The sequence below is a fragment of the Microcystis sp. M144S2 genome, assembly GCF_020246065.1.
Classification (GTDB): domain Bacteria; phylum Cyanobacteriota; class Cyanobacteriia; order Cyanobacteriales; family Microcystaceae; genus Microcystis; species Microcystis ichthyoblabe_A.
The window spans coordinates 34,484-52,039 of record NZ_JADBTR010000033.1; the positions used below are offsets into that span (position 1 = coordinate 34,484).

15 protein-coding genes and 1 pseudogene are annotated in these 17,556 nt (G+C 43.1%); 8 read left to right on the plus strand and 8 right to left on the minus strand.

The window, feature by feature from the left end; genetic code table 11:
• Positions 1-27 precede the first annotated feature (27 nt).
• Complete coding sequence (locus IM462_RS04445) at positions 28-1,074, plus strand: S66 peptidase family protein (protein ID WP_287700996.1); 1,047 nt, start codon at positions 28-30, stop codon at positions 1,072-1,074.
• Between the two features lie 389 nt (positions 1,075-1,463).
• On the opposite strand, the gene IM462_RS04450 is transcribed toward IM462_RS04445, so the two are convergent.
• The 5 genes from IM462_RS04450 to rimM all read right to left on the minus strand — a co-directional run bounded on the left by IM462_RS04450 (position 1,464) and on the right by rimM (position 7,188).
• On the minus strand, positions 1,464-3,554 hold the full coding sequence (locus IM462_RS04450) for a secretin GspD/PilQ domain-containing protein (protein WP_287714881.1): 2,091 nt from the start codon (positions 3,552-3,554) through the stop codon (positions 1,464-1,466).
• A 73-nt stretch (positions 3,555-3,627) separates the two neighbouring features.
• A complete protein-coding gene (locus IM462_RS04455) occupies positions 3,628-4,401 on the minus strand; it encodes a pilus assembly protein (protein ID WP_287714882.1) in 774 nt (257 codons plus the stop codon).
• A complete protein-coding gene (locus IM462_RS04460) occupies positions 4,398-5,168 on the minus strand; it encodes a PilN domain-containing protein (RefSeq protein ID WP_287701002.1) in 771 nt (256 codons plus the stop codon). Before IM462_RS04460 ends, IM462_RS04455 begins: the two co-directional genes overlap by 4 nt.
• A 168-nt stretch (positions 5,169-5,336) precedes the next feature.
• Positions 5,337-5,948: a zinc ribbon domain-containing protein gene (locus IM462_RS04465; protein ID WP_287701004.1), complete on the minus strand. Its 612-nt coding sequence runs from the start codon at positions 5,946-5,948 to the stop codon at positions 5,337-5,339.
• Between the two features lie 661 nt (positions 5,949-6,609).
• A complete protein-coding gene (gene rimM / locus IM462_RS04470; protein WP_287701006.1) occupies positions 6,610-7,188 on the minus strand; it encodes a ribosome maturation factor RimM in 579 nt (192 codons plus the stop codon).
• A gap of 150 nt (positions 7,189-7,338) precedes the next feature.
• Here rimM and IM462_RS04475 point away from each other — a divergent pair, with 150 nt between their 5' ends.
• Positions 7,339-8,136 carry a Tab2/Atab2 family RNA-binding protein gene (locus tag IM462_RS04475; RefSeq protein WP_287701008.1) on the plus strand — a complete coding sequence of 266 codons (798 nt, stop codon included), beginning with the start codon at positions 7,339-7,341 and terminating at the stop codon, positions 8,134-8,136.
• On the opposite strand, the gene IM462_RS04480 is transcribed toward IM462_RS04475, so the two are convergent.
• Both IM462_RS04480 and IM462_RS04485 read right to left on the minus strand, forming a co-directional pair.
• Positions 8,119-8,913, minus strand: a complete 795-nt coding sequence (locus tag IM462_RS04480) for a CPBP family intramembrane glutamic endopeptidase (RefSeq protein WP_287701010.1) — start codon at positions 8,911-8,913, stop codon at positions 8,119-8,121. The two genes, IM462_RS04475 and IM462_RS04480, sit on opposite strands and share 18 nt — an antisense overlap.
• A gap of 405 nt (positions 8,914-9,318) precedes the next feature.
• Positions 9,319-9,705 carry an AbrB family transcriptional regulator gene (locus IM462_RS04485; protein WP_002782369.1) on the minus strand — a complete coding sequence of 129 codons (387 nt, stop codon included), beginning with the start codon at positions 9,703-9,705 and terminating at the stop codon, positions 9,319-9,321.
• Between the two features lie 532 nt (positions 9,706-10,237).
• Between IM462_RS04485 and IM462_RS04490 the strand changes: the two genes are divergently transcribed.
• The 3 genes from IM462_RS04490 to IM462_RS04500 all read left to right on the plus strand — a co-directional run bounded on the left by IM462_RS04490 (position 10,238) and on the right by IM462_RS04500 (position 13,488).
• The gene (locus tag IM462_RS04490) at positions 10,238-11,224 is read left to right on the plus strand and encodes a succinate dehydrogenase/fumarate reductase iron-sulfur subunit (protein ID WP_287701012.1); all 987 of its coding nucleotides are present in this window, start codon (positions 10,238-10,240) and stop codon (positions 11,222-11,224) included.
• Between the two features lie 59 nt (positions 11,225-11,283).
• Positions 11,284-12,285, plus strand: a complete 1,002-nt coding sequence (locus IM462_RS04495) for a CsgG/HfaB family protein (RefSeq protein ID WP_287701014.1) — start codon at positions 11,284-11,286, stop codon at positions 12,283-12,285.
• A gap of 240 nt (positions 12,286-12,525) precedes the next feature.
• Positions 12,526-13,488 (plus strand): protochlorophyllide reductase, encoded by a 963-nt coding sequence (locus IM462_RS04500; RefSeq protein WP_287701016.1) that lies wholly within the window; start codon positions 12,526-12,528, stop codon positions 13,486-13,488.
• Between the two features lie 232 nt (positions 13,489-13,720).
• On the opposite strand, the gene gltS is transcribed toward IM462_RS04500, so the two are convergent.
• A complete protein-coding gene (gltS, locus tag IM462_RS04505) occupies positions 13,721-14,929 on the minus strand; it encodes a sodium/glutamate symporter (RefSeq protein ID WP_287701020.1) in 1,209 nt (402 codons plus the stop codon).
• Positions 14,930-15,373: 444 nt separating this feature from the next.
• Here gltS and IM462_RS04510 point away from each other — a divergent pair.
• The 3 genes and pseudogenes from IM462_RS04510 to IM462_RS04520 all read left to right on the plus strand — a co-directional run.
• Positions 15,374-15,574, plus strand: a pseudogene (locus IM462_RS04510) (Uma2 family endonuclease); the annotation flags it as partial.
• A gap of 172 nt (positions 15,575-15,746) precedes the next feature.
• The gene (locus IM462_RS04515; protein WP_287701021.1) at positions 15,747-16,811 is read left to right on the plus strand and encodes a ParA family protein; all 1,065 of its coding nucleotides are present in this window, start codon (positions 15,747-15,749) and stop codon (positions 16,809-16,811) included.
• Positions 16,795-17,556 carry a HEPN domain-containing protein gene (locus IM462_RS04520; protein ID WP_287701022.1) on the plus strand — a complete coding sequence of 254 codons (762 nt, stop codon included), beginning with the start codon at positions 16,795-16,797 and terminating at the stop codon, positions 17,554-17,556. The genes IM462_RS04515 and IM462_RS04520 overlap by 17 nt, the downstream gene beginning before the upstream one ends.

Here is a 17,556-nt window from a genome sequence, read left to right on the forward strand (position 1 = left end):
CTTGCAATTTCTCTAAAAACTATCAGGATGAAGCGCCGTCAATTTCTCACTACTACTGCCCTAACTGTTGTTAGTTTTTCCCTAATTCCTAGAAAAGTTGTTAGTAATAATTTTCCTCTAATTAAACCGCCACATCTACAACCCGGGGACGGAGTGGGTATTATTAGTCCGGCAGGGGCAACTTTTAAAGAAGATGATTTAAATATAGTTATCGAAGCAGTTAAAGCCCTAAAATTAGTCCCAAAAGTTGGTGAATACGCTTTAGATCGTTATGGTTATCTAGCCGGTAAAGATGGCGAGCGAGCGTCGGATATAAATCAATTTTTTGCCGATGATAATATTGCCCTAATTTTACCAATTCGTGGCGGTTGGGGCAGCGCTCGTTTATTACCTTATCTTGACTACGATTTAATTCGTCGTCATCCTAAAATCATCTGTGGTTTTAGTGATATAACTTCTTTATTATTAGCTATTTATGCCAAAACTGGTTTAGTTACTTTCCATGCTCCCAATGCCTTTTCTAGTTGGCGCACTGCTCAAACTGAAAGCTTTCGACAAGTTTTATTTTCTGGGGAAAAGTTAACTTTTAGAAATGTTCCCGATCCTGATGATGCTAATCGTTTAATGCAGGTAAAAAATCGCATTCAAACTATTACTAAAGGTCAAGCAAAAGGTAAATTAATCGGCGGTAATTTAACCACTTTAGCATCAATAGTTGGTTCTCCCTATCTACCAGATTTTACCGGAGCTATCCTATTTTTAGAAGATATTGGTGAAGATGTTTATGAAATTGATCGCCTGTTAAATCAATTAAAATTAGCGGGAATTTTCGATAATTTAGCTGGATTTATCTTCGGTCAATGTAGCAATTGTAGTGCCAATAGTGACTATGGTTCCTTGACGTTAGAAGAAGTGATCAGAGAATATATCCAACCCTTAAAAATTCCCGCTTGTTTAGGTTTAATGATCGGACATTTGGAAATTATTGAAACTATTCCCATTGGTATTGCAGTAGAATTTGATGCTAATCGGGGAACAATTACCATGTTAGAATCGGCGGTTAGTAAACCCTAAAAGCTGATTACTGATTACCGATAACTGAAAAAGCTAATTAGGGGCTGCTGAATAAATCTAAAAACAATGTTGGATAAGGCTTTTAAACTTTTTTTTCCTCAAAAAGTGCCGACCATTGGAGGGATCGGGGGTAAAATTCCTGGACTTTTTCCCTGAATATTATACCATTTCTCTAAATGAAAACTACACATCGAATTTAAGTCACCCTTTTTAAGGGGGATTTAGGGGGATTAAACTTCTGTAGTCAGACTTTGGAGAATTGGTATTAGGTAACTGACTACCTCAAAATCGGTAAAACCCCACACCCCACACCCGTTCGGCTGAGCTCACGGCCGAAGCCCACACCCCACACCCTGCCCGCACGAAAAACTTTTTGCCGCAAACCCTAATTACTGTCGCGGTTGTACGGGGAAACCTTGACGCTGAAGCATTTCCGCCGCATCTTGGCCAGGTTGATAGTTGATACCGAGGGTAGAAGTGGCCGAATCTTCGATGATTTTGGGAGTGAGGAGAATAATCACCTCCGAGCGACCGTTGCGATTGTTTCGACTGCGGAATAAAGCCCCTAAAATGGGAATATCGCCTAAAATCGGCACTTTTGTCTCAGAACTTTGTTGTGTTTCTTGGATAATCCCAGAAAGAATTAAACTCTGTCCATCCCGGAGACGAATTAAACCCGATAATAAGTCCCGGCTAATCAAAGGAGTCAATTCGTTCCTTGTCCCCCCACCGCTATTAAATGGAATCGGGGGACCTGGTTGGGCAATTGTAGGGGCGACATTTAAACTGATGTAACCATTATCGTCAATTTGATTCACCTCGACGGTTAAGGTCAGTCCAGCATCACCAAACACAGGAGTTGTAATTCTCTCACCGCTAATGTTATTGGTATTGGCCACAATGGTGGTTGTAACACTGACCAGCACTTTCCGAGTTAGCTTAACGGTGGCCTGTTGACCTTCCTGCACCACCAAGGAGGGATCGGTGAGAATCTTGGCATTTCCTGTCTTAATTGAGGCTTGCAGGGTCATCAGGAATTTTTGGGGATATTGGAATAGGCCGGGTAGTCCATACTCTATTGCATCTTCTGTAATTTCAGTTACACCGGGTTGAAAAGGGTTATTAAATGTCCCAAAATTAGGACGGGCATAACCAGCAAAATTTTGAGATAAAGGATTACCCAATGGCCCTTGGGTAATATTACTAAAAGGCGCACCATTCTGAACATCAAAAAAAGGTGATAGTTCTGCCCCCGTACCCGATATGATATTCCCAATAGGTACAACAGGCTGTGCAAAAGCCCCCGGTGTGGATACAGTTGATCTACTGGGTGGGTTCATATTACCAAAGTTCAGCACTGCCGCCCCGTTATCTTGAACGAAGAAACCATCGTTAAACCCGAAGGAAAAACTACTGCTAAATTCGTCCAAGTTCTCCAGGTTAACATCGATAACTTTGACATTAACCACCACCTGACGGCGACGGGCATCCAGTTGGGTTAATAAAGAGGTGGCGATTTGGACTTGCCGGGGTTCGCCGATTAAATTGATAGAATTAAGGCGCTCGTCGGCGGCAATTCTTAAACCAGTTAAAAGTAGGGCAGCTTTTGAGCCTTCTGTGTTTTGGGGTGCCAGTGGCTCTAGGGTGGGAGGAATATCCCGGCGACCGATGACTCGTCCGGTGAGGGGATCGACGATATCCTCGGTTTGGGTAACTAAACGCTGGTATTCTGCCCCTTGGGTGGCGAGGAAAGTAGCGGCGGCGACAGCTTTAACTTGATTGAGACGCAGGGTGCGGCTAATCAAATTACGAGCGCCTTGGGGTAATTGCGCCCCGACAAAGATGGTTTTACCCTGACGGTTGGCCTGGAGTCCAGAAATTAACAAGACGGCGTTAAAAATGTTTTCCACCGATTCGTTAGTAAATTCCAAGGAAACTGTCTGAGAAGTGGCGTTAGTTTCCCCTTGGGCGCTGGTGAAAACGACGTTATAACCGGCATAGTTAGCAAGGGTCATTAACACTTCTCTAGCGGAAGCTTCCCGCAATAAAACACGAGGTACAATCATACTACGCTCGAATTTGACTTTTTCGGCACTAGCATCGATGTTAGAGATGGCAATATCTCCCACCGGTGGGGCGACGGCCCGGGGTAGGGTGGGAGCGCCGGGGGCTTGAGGTATGCTTTGAATGATAATTTCGGGGTTGGGAACCATGGGCGCACTTTGGGCGAGCAGTTTTTCACTGGCTAAAATGCGATCGCTGATTTCCTTTTCTACGGCCGCGGTTGAAGGGACAAGCTGATTTGGCGATTTTTGTAAAGTTTCTTTACTAAGCCCTTGCGAAAATTCAATTTTTGATGTATGGGATTTTAACTCTGAACCATGGAAGGAAATGGGGGTTTCGGCCAAGACGCTCAGGGGAGCCATCAATAAAAACGAGGCAATTTGGGGGATAAATAGGACATAGCGGGACGGATTCACTTTAACTTCACTCCTCAACAATTACGCGATTCAACGGACAAAAAACGCAATACTCACACCAGATTGAAGACTATTATTGGGACGGACTAGCGGGGGGTTGACCCTCGGCGGGGGGTGGTGGTGCTAATTTCGCCAATTCTTCAGCACTGAGAGGAATAATCACATCGAGAAGAAAGGTGGTAGTCACGGGTTTATCGCCTTGGGGAACGATAGTGGCTTTATTTTTGCCGGTACTAAGCACTTTAACCGTCGATCCTTGCTTTTCCATCTGGGTATTGAGACTGTTCAGCAAAATGAGCGGCTGTAATCTTTCTAAATCCCGAATAACCTCTTGAGTTTTAGCATAGTTCCCTTCCATCTTGACGTTAAAAGTTTGACGTTTGAGCTTATTATTAACCTCACTACCGAGGGAACCATCGGAGACCACCACCTGTTCTAGTCCTTGGGGTTGAAAACTAACCAGCTTAACATCGCGAGACTTAAAGATATTACTAACATCTAAGAGAATAGTGCTTAAGTCCCTTTCTTTAGCAAAAAGCGAGAGAATTTTCTGTTTAATAGCTTTTTTTTGTTGTAACTGACTCTCGATTTTTTGGAATTCTGAAAATTCGAGACGGCTTTTTTGTTGATCTACCAGTTGTTTTTTGTCGGCTGCATCGGTTTGCAGTTGCTGCCAGGTATTATAAGCGGGCATCACCCAGTTAAAAAGCAGATAGAGGGAGCCAAGTAAACCTAGCACAGCGGCAGCGATGCCACTATTACGGGGAGTAAAAGTTATCCCGAAAGCGATAGGATACTCCTCAAATTCCTCTAATTTCAGCTTCTCAAATTCTTCGTTAAAGGTCATGGTTGAATGGCTCCTTGGCGTTTGAGAGTATTAATCCTAGTGATAACTCCGATCGCTCCATTCCGGGCAAGATTGGGCAGTTGTTGAGTGGTGGGAGTATCACTTAATTGGGCGGTGATCACAAATTGAACCACTTGCGGGAAAGTAATATTAATATTTTTGTACTGATTGTCCACCTCTACGGGTAAATCGGCCAGGGCAGCACTTTCGATCGCCGTTTTCTTCCCCTCTAAAAAAGGAGAAGCTTGCAGGGTTAAGAGATAATCATTGACTGCTTCGTAATTACTGGCAAAACCACTGATTTTTAAGCGAGTAGCCGGATTGGGTTGCCCTTGATTGGGGTTCGCGGGAACCTCCACCTGTTGCACACTATTTAACTGCACACTAGGAGGAGTTTGTTGGCGAATTTCTTGGAGAATGGCTGACCAAGGCCTAATCTGATTGAATACACTCACCAGAGCTTTATTTTCTACTTCTACCGCCTTTAGTTCCCCTCTGATGTCTTCTAGTTTTTTACTTTGGACTTGTACTTGACCTAATTCCCCGTCCAGTTGCTGAATTTTGACCTGAGTTTCGCTGGTTTTCCAACCGACGGTTAAACCGAGTAATCCCGTCAGTGTCAATAATCCAGCCCCCACTCCCACACCGATGAACAGGGGTATTTGTTTACTCAGGTTAACAACGGTGGAAATCTCGAAGTTAGACGTTGTTTGGACTGTTCGGTTAAGATGGCGATCTTTGAGAAAATTAACGTCAAGACTATACATAATTTCTGTCTATACCGATACTTTTTGCTAACATTGATTAAGCTAAGACGTATTTTAATCGCTTATTCTTGGATTAGCCGAATTTCCCCCAATCCCTTTACTGTTGCCTCTTGCCTCGTTTCAACAAGCAATTTGAATTAGGAACAGCTTAACATTTCTGTTAATGGGTTAACAATGCACGCTCAAAGAATCTTTGAACGAGGGTGTATCTACCAAAGCACGAAGGAAGACCCCCCCTGATCCATTAAGATACCTGTCCATTTGTTGCCCACCAATTTCTGATTTAATTACTTTTTTTCCACCCAAATTATCGATTAATTCACCATTCCAGCTAACTGTCTTTGACGTATAAGCTTCACAACAATCTATAACGGGTTTTCCGTACTCAAACGCCTTAGATTTTAAGAACATTTTAAACCGATAGTGTGACCACGTTAACATCTGTCTAACAGACTTTGATTTGATTTTTCTTCCAGACCTTAAGACCATTTCTGATACTTCAAATGTCGGCAATAAAATCCCATCGAAGTTTTCTACTAAGAATCTAGCTACTTTGTGATGTAGTTCATCAACTAGGTTTCTAATTCTTAATCTTAGTCGGTTACAGGTGTTATGATGGCATTTACAGGTTTTGGCTTTAACTTTAGTGGAACGAAAAATTAAGTCATCTAAATGATAGCACAAACGAAGACTTCTAATCACTTCAAAATGGGCGAGAATGCCTTCACTCTTTGACAGTCTTGCCCCTTTGAGAGCCAGTTTCAGATTAGACCTATTCATAATATTATCTTAAAACTAAAAGTTTTTCTAGTTAAGGAATCTAACCAAATAAAAATGATTTTAATTGTCTCATATTTTTTCAGTGAAATTGAATTAGCAACGATAGATATACATTTCAGGCATAGAAATAGTTAGCTAGTACACAAGCTAAAAGCAAGCTGTGATTGGGTTATAATTTTTGAGGATGTCTATTGTCGATAGTATCATCGGGTAATTTTGAGACGGCGTTCGGCGAGACTTGGGACGTTCGGCGAGCTCAGTCGAGCGGACGGTGAGACTTCGGACGTTCGGCGAGCTCAGTCGAGCCGTTGGCCAGGGTTCTTTTTTTGACTTGATCTCCTTCTCGATAGGAATCTGGTCGAAGAACAGCGGGAGGGTAATTAAGGTTAGGAACTTTTTCTATAAGTACCTAAGCAAAATTAATTACACATATCTAACCCCCTCCTTGCCTCTTGCCTTTTGCCTTTCTTCACTAGGAAATTTATTTTGCACGACTACTTATACATTACCGCCATTCTAGCAAATGGAGAGAATTCTTGTCCATTAATAAATGTTACAAATTACATGGCTACATCAAGAAAAGTTAATGGGTGTATCCATTGATGGATAAAGGTTTTCGGCTATTGTAGTAGATATGTATGGGGGAAGTTCAGTAATAAGTCTATGACAAATTGATCTCTAATAACCCCGGTGGTGGCGCAATCTCGATGCGTGCCGCTTTCAGATCCACCAGTGGAACAATTTCTTTGACGAAGGGAACCAGGGCCCTGGCCCCTGAGTCGGAGGATGGACTTTTTTTCTTGACAGAGGCGAGATTTGCTTCTAGTTGCACTGCTAAAATGTCATTACCCGCCCACAAAATATCCACTACAACCCCGATTTTTTCTCCTGTCAGGTGATGATAAACCTCCAAGTTCACTAGCTCACTAACATGATATTCATCCGCTTTTAGACGAGGTTTTTCTAGTTTATTCGCCCATAATTTATATCCGCGCAAAGCTTCGGCCTGTTCCCGATTTTCAACCCCCTCTAACTTGATAACATAAACATTTTTGCCCGGTAGCTCACGTCCCCTGAGCAGAGTAATTTCTTGGATTTCTCCCCCTTGGGATCTTTGTATTCCCCTAATACCTCGCTTCTGAAAACGTTCGGGAAAATCTGATACCGATAAAACTCGCAATTCTCCCTCCAGTCCCTGGGGTGCTACTATTGTCCCAATTTCTAGCCAATTTTCTTCCATTGTCTCGATATGTTTTGCTATAGCTTTCTCTAGTATATAGCCTTTTTTGTCTCGCTCCTAGATTTTAAAAGTCTTGGTAAGGTAAAATTTTTAGTTGACCTCTACTCCTGACCATTTTTTGACTTTTTACTGGTGGCTTGTTACTGAATTATGACTATTTGGCAAGCGGATTTTTATAAATCTTCATCTTCTTCACCTCTTGGCACAGTCTGGCAATTGTTAATTTCCGATTCTCTCGGTCATCTTATCTATGAAAATTCCTGTCCCCAATCCCAAGCTAATAGCGACTGGTTAACCCAACAGTTACAGCAAGCTTGTCAAGTCTCCCCCCCGGAAATTATCCAAGTTTTTCGCCCCCAATGCGCCAATTTATTTCTCCTCGCTGGTCAAAATTTACAGATCAAAATCGAGTTAACCCGTCACGTTAACGCCCTGAAAAAACAGCTAAAATTGCGGCAAATCCCCATCAATATCGACTCTCCTCCACCGCAACCCCTACCGGAGCAATTTTTAGGTCAAGAGTGGCGTTTTGCTCGTTTTCCCGCCGTTGATTTAGTTAAGTTTTTTGGCGATCGCCGAATACCGATTCTTTCCCTACCAGAGGCCTTTTCTCCTTTAAAATTAGGTTTAGCCTCCACTTTAATGATCCCCGGTCTGGTTATTACCGGTGGTAAAAAATCTTTGGCGATCGCTCGTTGGTTAGGGGAAATTAACCCAGTATTTATCGATCATATTCCCACAGAAACGGGGCGATCGGGCGGTTTAGTCTTAGAATCGGGCCTCAATGAGCGTTGGATTTTCCTAACCTACGAGGATGAAGAAGTGGCCTGGGCAGCCAATGTTTATCAGGCAACCAAAGAGGAAAGCCAAGGTTTGCACTTTCTCCTCATACAACCGGATGATTCTGGTCGCACTTTTACCGGCTTTTGGCTACTGAAGCAGGTTTAACCCCCAAGCTGTCCCCAAGAGGCAAAGAATGCCGGCTAAACCCGCTAAAGGTTGGTTATAGATACCTTTAATCCAAGCTAACCCAGAATCGCTGTAAGACATCAATTCGGCACTGTCTAGCAACGCTAATCCCCACACCCAACCGCTATGAAGTCCCCAAGCTAATCCTAAACTACCATGATCGATCGCCCGCGCCCAGACCAGAACCATCCCCATCAGAAATAAACCGGGTAGTTGCGGCAGCGTTTGCTGACGTTCCCAAAGCAGGTGCAGCAGGGCAAAAATTAGGCTAGAAATGGCTCCCGCCACCCAAAAATCGTATTCTTGGCTTAATTGGCTCAAAAAGATGCCCCGAAAGATTAATTCCTCGGTAATACCCACCCAGAGGGCCACTATCAACAGGGGTAAACTCAAGGAAAAAGCACGAGTTAGATTTTTGGGCTGCCAATGTACCCAGGTCAAAATCCCCTCTAGGAAAAAAATTATCCCTAATCCCACCACTGCCAGGATTAATCCTTTAGTTAGGGAGATAAATAGGGAAAATGACCAAATCAATCCGTAATTATGGAGGCTGCTCCCCTCTATCTTTAATAATCCCCAGATAACTAAGGGAGCCAAGGCGTAAAGAGAGGCCACTAGGGGCAATTTTTGGTCAGGTTTTGTCCCTTGCAGCGGTTGCCATCCCAAACGACTCCCTAAAACCATGGCAATGGGCAGCCAGAGAATTAACCAGGCTAACAGGAAAATAATAATTTTTATTAAGGCAGCAATGTCCATTGTCAATTAGGTGCCAGGGAAGTGGGGGTGTGGGGTGTGGGCTTCGGCCGTGAGCTCAGCCGAACGGGTGTGGGGTGTGGGGTGTGGGGTGTGGGGTGTGGGGTGTGGGGTATTAGTTGAAATTTCCCTACCCCCTACCCCTAACACCCATAAAACAAACCCCCTAGGCATACGATAACTGTGGAACTTTGCTCTGGTAAAGCCTAGCTCCAACAAAAATCCATCCCTAGGGGGTTGCGAAAAAGAAGAAAAAGTGCTTAAGGAAAACCCCTCGAGTTGATGAAAGAGGCGGTCAGGGGTTAGAATTAGGGATAAGAATCTATATTGTCTTTTTGGTCGGTCTTGTCAAAACTAGCCCTTTTGACTGCCGATTTTTTTTATCCTTATCCCTACTCCGTAACCTATTTAAGCTTCTACTGGTTCTTCTGATTCCATTTGTTTGAGGTGGATGTGCTTGTAGCCAAGTTTGATTTCAAATTCATCGCCGGGCTGCAAGTTCATTTGTTCGGTATAGGTGGAACCGATGACGATTTGACCATTTTTGTGGACGCTAACCCGGAAAGTGGGTTCGCGGCCGCGGCCATCTTTAGTGCCTTCGGGATCGAGGGGAACCCCTTTTGCACCTAAAACAGCATCGTAAAAGTCGGTTAAATTGACCCGAACTTGGCCATCTTTACTTTGAGAGTAGTAACCACAACGTTTTGCCGTTTCGCGACGGGGTAAGTGGGATAACTCTTTGACTTTTTGTAGTAGAGCTTTCCCGGTTAGGGGAGTAGGAGAGATATCACTCATGGTACTTTTTAATGTCCCTTGATTTTTGACTGACTGTCAATTAAGTTTACACTGACAAATTGATCATACCAAAAATCTTGCCAAAAATGTCTAGAGGGGAATAATAAATTTTTTAAAACTGATGGTTCGGTGATGACAATCGTGCTAAGAAGACCCCAGACTAGGTAGTAAGTGTAAACCTTGTGGGGGAGAGGAAATTTTTGGTTAAGACTGTCGCAATTTTTGCTCGGGTGGGAGGAAAACAGGGGGGAGAAAGTAAGGAGATAAAATGGATCAAGCTATACCTAGCAAGGAATTGAGAAACTATACTTGTGGTTGGAGTTGGCAAAAAACTAATGCCCCAGAGCAGTAAATCCGGGGGGATTAAACTGTTTTCCATCGACTTCCCCATCTATGATTAGGTCTAGATACCCACCCCTTGGCTCAACCGACCGGGGAAAATCTTAAGGATTAATTACCATTACTAGCTCCCCTTTGGCCCGTTAACATCGATTATCCTGAGTATTAGGAGTCCCTCACCCCCGTGCCGAGTATGGAAGTTTATTTTAAAATTCTGCGTCAACGACCCAACGACACCCCCTACCTAGAAAATTTTACCCTAGAGGTGGAGGCGGGAAATACAATTCTCGACTGCCTTAATCGCATCAAATGGGAACTTGATGGAACTTTGGCCTTTCGCAAAAATTGCCGCAATACAATTTGTGGCAGCTGTGCGATGAAAATTAACGGTCGTTCGGCCTTGGCTTGTCAAAAAAATATCGCCGGTGAATTAAACCATTGTAGCCAAAAAGATGCCGGAGAAATTCCCGAAATCACGATCGCACCCCTGGGTAATTTACCGATTATCCGGGATTTAATCGTCAATATGCAACCGTTTTGGGACGATTTAGAAAAGGTTGAACCTTATATCAGTAGTCAAGCACGCACCATTCCCGAACGAGAATTTCTGCAAACTCCCGAAGAAAGAGCCAATCTCAATCAGATGGGTAACTGCATTATGTGCGGCGCCTGTTATTCGGAATGTAATGCCAAGCAAGTGAATCCTGATTTTGTCGGGCCCCATGCTTTAGCAAAAGCGCAGCGCACCCTAGCAGATTCCCGCGATGGTAATCAGGAAAGTCGCCTAGAACTTTATAACCAAGGCACCGCAGGGGTTTGGGGTTGTACCCGTTGCTATTTCTGTAATGCGGTTTGTCCCATGGAAGTGGCCCCCATGGATCAGATCGGTAAAATTAAACAGGAAATACTCGCTCGCAAGTCGGCCGATAGTAGTCGTCCCATTCGTCACCGGAAAGTTTTAGTGGAATTAGTCAAAGCAGGGGGATGGGTGGATGAACGCCAATTCGGCCTCTATGTGCTGGGCAATTATTGGCGCGATTTACAGGGTTTATTAAGTATTGCCCCCTTGGGATTGCGGATGATTGCTAAGGGTAAATTTCCCACTTCCTTTGAAGCTTCCGAGGGAACCGAGGAAGTGAGAGGTTTAATTACTGCCATTCAAAATTCTCGCTCTCGATAGTTAGAGTAATTCTGAGATGATTATGATCTATATTCTATTTGACTGGAGAACCCCTTATCATGTTCGATCGAGATAGTATCCGTGGTTTTTCTGCCCTAATCACCCTTGTGGGAGTCGCTTCTAGTTTGGGTTTTAGCTTCAACGCACCGGCTTTCTCCCAAGCTACCTCTAACAATTTATCCCTACTCTTAGCCCAAAAAAGCGAAAAGGTGCGCGTAGCGGTTTTAGACTTCGATTATAGCGGTCTGAGTAATCCCCAATGGTTAACATTTCTCAATGGTGGAGCCAGTGGTGTTAGTGATATTCTCGTCAATAGATTGGTGGAAAGTGGTCGCTATACAGTCATTGAGCGCAGTCGCATTGATGCTGTCCTCAGAGAACAAAATTTTGGAGCTTCGGGACGGGTAGATGCCGCTACCGCCGCTCAAATCGGGCAAATTTTGGGGGTGGACGTGGTGATTATCGGTTCGATTACCCAATTCGATTTACAAAAAAAACAATCCGGTGGCTCGTTTATTATTTTTAGCACCTCCAAGACAGAAACCGATGCTTTTGTCAAGTTGAATGTCCGGGCAATTAATACCACCACGGCCGAAATTATTACCACCGCTCAGGGAGATGGTAGTGCCAATCAATCCGATGGTTCAACCGTGGTTTTAGGGGTTGGGGGTGGTTCCCAAACCTCCAACGAAGGGAAATTACTCAGTATTGCCACCGATAAGGCAGTGGCGCAGGTGGTGGATAATCTGAACAATAAAGCCGACCAAATCGCCGCTACACCTCGCTCGCTCCCGACTGTCACCGCTTTAGTGGCTGCCGTGGCGGGAAATCAGGTAATTCTCAATAAAGGTACGGGAGAAGGATATCGTGTCGGTTTACGCATTTCCATCGAAAGGACGACTCAAACGGTCAAGGATCCCCAAACGGGTAAGGTTATTCGTCAGATTACTCAACCGATTGGCACTCTCGAAATTGTCGAAGCTGATGGTCAATCTAGCGTCGGCCGCATCATTACCGGTAATGGTTTTAAAATCGGTGATTTAGCTAAACCCATTCGTTAATTGGGGAGGTGGGGAAGTGGGGTGTGGGAAGATCGGTAAACTTAAAACTCAAGTCTGATCAGTGATAACTGATAACTGATCACTGATAACTGATAACTGATAACTGATAAGTGAACACTCACGAAAATTTGAAGTTATGTAAAGGGAACCCTGGGGTCAGGTAAGACAACCGATAGAATTTATAATCGGAATCCCTTGGATATTCCCTAGACCAGAGCGATTAACGAAAACTATCAAAAAATGGTACAAGATCAAAAACCCACGGTGATCATTACTGGGACAACTTCTGGAGTCGGTCTCTACGCCGCTAAATCCCTTGCTCAAAGAGGTTGGTTTGTGGTTATGGCCTGTCGGGATATCCCGAAAATGGAACAGGCGGCCAAGGAATTAAACATTCCCCGGGATAACTACTGTATTGAATTTATCGACCTCGGTTCCCTCGATAGCGTCCGGCGCTTCGTTAAAAATTTCCGGTCTTTGGGCAGATCTCTAACCGCTTTAGTCTGTAATGCCGCTATCTATCTGCCTTTGCTCAAAGAACCCTTAAGAAGTCCCGAAGGTTATGAATTGAGCATGGCCACCAATCATTTAGGTCATTTCCTGCTCTCGAATTTGCTCTTGGAAGACCTAAAAAATTCCCCCTCTCCCGACCGGCGTTTAGTCATTCTCGGCACTGTCACCCATAATCCCGATGAATTAGGCGGTAAAATCCCTCCTCGTCCCGATTTGGGCGATTTAGAAGGGTTTGCCAAGGGTTTCAAAGAGCCGATTACTATGGCCGACGGCAAAAAATTTGAATCGGTCAAGGCCTACAAAGATAGTAAGGTGTGTAATGTTCTCACCATGCGGGAACTGCACAAACGCTATCACCAATCGACCGGAATCACTTTTACCTCCCTCTATCCGGGTTGTGTGGCCGATACACCCCTTTTCCGCAACCATTACCCCTTTTTCCAGCAGTTTTTCCCCTGGTTCCAGAAAAATATCACTGGTGGCTATGTTTCCCAAGAATTAGCCGGGGAAAGAGTCGCTATGGTGGTTGCTGACCCCGAATACCGTCAATCCGGTGCTTACTGGAGTTGGGGCAATCGTCAGAAAAAAGAGGGTAAATCCTTTGTTCAAAGGGTTTCTCCTCAAGCTCGCGACGATGAAAGAGGCGCAAAAATGTGGGAATACAGCGCTCAATTAGTCGGATTGGCCTAATTTCCGATTTTGAGCCTGAAAAGGGACACAAGGTAACTTGTGTCCTACCGAAGCGGGGAGCGCCGGAGCAGCAAGAAACAATCCATAACTGGGTTTTTAAAGTTGGATTGGCAGTTAATCATATTATTAAAAACGGATTTGGTATTATTCCGATTTTACCGCAAGCTTTGGCCAATCTTGACGGACAAGATTAGTGAACTTTCCTCAATGATCACTTGATCGGTAAAAATTTTTAAGTCAGAAAATTCAAAAATTGCTGGATGATAAAAGCATTAAACAAATCAATAAAAAATGCCCCCACCAAAGGAACAATAATAAATGCTTGGGGAGAAGCCCCAAAATTTTCCGTTACTGCTGTCATATTGGCGATCGCTGTGGGAGTTGCCCCTAGAGTTAAACCCAAATAACCGGCGCAAACTACTGAAGCATGATAGTTTTTTCCCATTAAGGGAAAGACCAGTAAAACAGTATAAATAATACTGAGTGAGAACTGCACTAATAACAGGATAGCAATCGGTCCAGCCAAATCAATCAATGTCCATAATTGTAAACTCATCAAGGACATAGATAGGAACAAACCGAGACTAACATCAGAAATTAAGGCTAAAGAGGGCGTATTAGCAGGCCAAGGAAAGCGTTTCAATAGCAAAGGTACGGTATTAGTCAGGATAATTCCTGCCAATAAACAGGTGACAAAATCTGGCAATTTTAAACCGAGGAGAGTTACCCAGTAGTTAATCTGAATACCCAAACCGATAGTTAAACCAATCACCAAGATCGAATGGAGCATCGTATTGTAATCGATATTAACATTCCTCTGGCTTTGTTTAATTCCCACCGTTAAATCTTGGTCTTGATTATTGGCTCGCAGTCGATTTCTAGTAATTAACCATTTAGCCACCGGTCCGCCAATAATTCCCCCTAAAACTAGCCCAAAAGTAGCACTAGCTACACCGATTTCTGATGCTTTGACGATGCCATAATTATCACGAAAAATAGGAGCCCAAGCAATGGCAGTCCCGTGACCCCCACTCAAAGAAACGGAACCAGCAATCAAACCGATGGGTAAATCTAATCCCATCACTTTTGCCACTCCTAGACCGGCTAAATTTTGTAGAATGAGATAAACCACGGCGGTTATTAATAAAATTAGCAAGGGTTTACCCCCTTGCAGCAGGGTTTTTAGTTTTGAGGACAGCCCGATAGTAGTAAAAAAAACGATTAACAGGGCATCCCGAACATTAAGGGTAAATTCGATTTGCCATTTAAAAACAGCAAAAAATAGACCGAAAAATAAGGAAGCTAAGACACCACCAGCAACGGCATCAGGAATGTTATAGTCTTGCAGAAATTTGATATTTTTGCTTAAATACTTACCGAGATAGAGGACTAGAATAGCAATAATAATTGTCTGGCGTTGGCTAAATTGGTAAATTTCCATTTTCTTAATCTTAGTTCTCCAAGATGGTTTACTTAGGGTTTGCTGAAAAAGGCCTAGGGTGGGGTCAGGCAGCAGTCAGAAGTTTCAGGCTTTGTTGCCCTCTTTTTGTACCAGTTTATGTACTACAAAAAGAATAATGCAAGGTTTTTGAAAGTCCCAATTCTATTTTCTGGCACTAACATCGGATTTTAACAGGTCAAAAGCCTTATTTTAAAAGGGTTTTACCATTATTCAGCAATCCCTAACTATTAATAAAAAAGGTTCTTCGGTTTGTCTTATGCAACGTACAGGGGTATAAGGAATGAAACTCTTATAGAGAAAGACATTTGGCGATTTTTGTCAATTGTTTTCGATCTAGAGCGAACTAATCAATTAAATCTCCTGCCAGATAAGAATTTAGTCGATTTATGCCACCCTATCGAACCATACTAGGTAACGAAGAACCATAAATTGCGCTATTTCACCGAGTCGGGTGAATTGGTTCCCACCCCTCAAGAGTCAGCCCGACAGGAAAGATTAGCCAAAGAACGGGAAAGATTAGCCAAAGAACAGGAAAGATTAGCCAAAGAAAGATAACAACAACGGGCGGAAAAATTAGCCGAAAAGCTGCGAGAATTGGGCATTAATCCCGATGAAATTGCTTAAATATCCGGTTGGGGGTGTTAGGGTGGAAACCACGGCGCAATTTTTCCTTAATTGCTAGGCATTAAAACGAGTAATCCGAAACTCTGATTCTAGCCTAGAAATCATGGCAAAATCTCCACACTGATGTTATAATAATGACCAAGGGCAACAATCTTCAAATATAATTAATGCCATGGTGCAAAAAATAGCTTTTTTTAATCATAAAGGTGGAGTCAGCAAAACTACAACCACTTTTAACCTTGGTTGGATGCTTGCGGAGAAGGGCAAAAGAGTAATTATTGTCGATACCGATCCCCAATGTAACTTAACTGGTATGGCTTTGACTAATGAAAGTGAAGATAGGGAGGAAAGACTACAAGCAATCTACAATACTTACTCTAACATTAAAACAGCTTTAGCACCTGCTTTTGAGTCTCAACCGAGATTAATTGAAGCTGTGGACTGTATTCCTATTGATGGTCGTGATGACTTATTTTTACTGCCCGGTCATGTGGGGTTGGCTGAATATGAAGTTAGCCTAGGTCTTGCTCAAGAACTTAGCGGGTCAATTCAGACTTTAAAAAATCTCCCCGGTGCGATTACATATTTATTAGACGAAACTGCCGAAAGATTTCAAGCTGACTATATTTTAATCGATATGAGTCCCAGTTTGGGGTCAATCAATCAAAATATACTGATGACCAGCAACTTTTTTATTGTGCCAACCACGCCAGATTTTTTCTCGGTTATGGCTATCGATTCTTTAGCTAAAATATTGCCTAAGTGGCACCAATGGGCTAAGGCAGCTAGTGCTTTACCAATTCTCAAAACCGCCAACTATCCCTTCCCCGAAGTTAACCTACATTTTTTGGGAACTATTGTTCAGAACTATCGAATCAGAGGTGGTCAAGAAACAAAAGCTTTTCAAAACTGGATTAACGAAATCGAGGAAAATATTGGCAATAAAATGATTCCAGCCCTAGAAAAAAATGGCATGATGCTACCGAAATTTATCTACGATCAGAATGGTGTACCAGACTGCTGTACTCTAGTAAAAATACCTGATTTTAATAGTCTTATTGCCTTATCTCAAGAGCATCAAACGCCCGTTTTTGCGCTAACTGCTGAACAATTAGAATGGCAAGGTAAAGTGTTAGATAAAGCCCAAGAAAAACAAGAAGAATTTAAAAATATTTTTTCTGACTTGGCAGACAAAGTTATCGGTCTTACCTCCGAGATTTATGCAGTTAGCAATTGAACAATTTCGCCTTAGCATTGCCCGCGTTCGTGACTTGATCGCTATCCACAATTCCCTCAAATCTCAGACTACTTCGGCCCTAGATGTATCGGATATCCTCAGAGCCGCTTTAGTCCTGACTGTGAGCGCTTTAGATTATTATATTCACGAAGTGGTTACTCTAGGAATGCTAGAAATTTATCGAGGCCAACGTTCAGAACCTTCTCCCACTCCTAACAGTTCTCAATCTGCCTTTTCTCGTTTTCAAGTCTCCTTGTATGGCGCACGACAAGAACGATTGATAGCTATTAGTATTAGCTCTTGGCTAGAGAACGAAATTCAACAAAACTACGGTTCTTTTTTTGGTCAAGAATCTCGCTCAATTTCCGAGGTACTACCAATGATTGAAAATCTCCTCACCAACAAACTTAATAGTAATTATTGGCTAGAGGCTGAAATTAGAGAAAACCTCAGATATAAAAGCTTTCAACAACCGGACAAGATAGCGGAGGCCATTAGATTAATTTCAGCCAAGAAATTGTGGGAAGAAGTGGCCAGCAAACTAAATAAACCAGCCAAAGATATTAAAAGCCAACTTAGCGCAATTGTTGAGCGAAGGAACAAAATCGCCCATGAAGCTGATATAGACCCGAGTTATGGCATTGGTAGTCGCTGGAATATCGATGAAAATATGATTAATGATGCCGTTACCTTTATAGAACAGCTTGTTGAAAATATCCATCAGGTACTTGAGGACATCCACTAG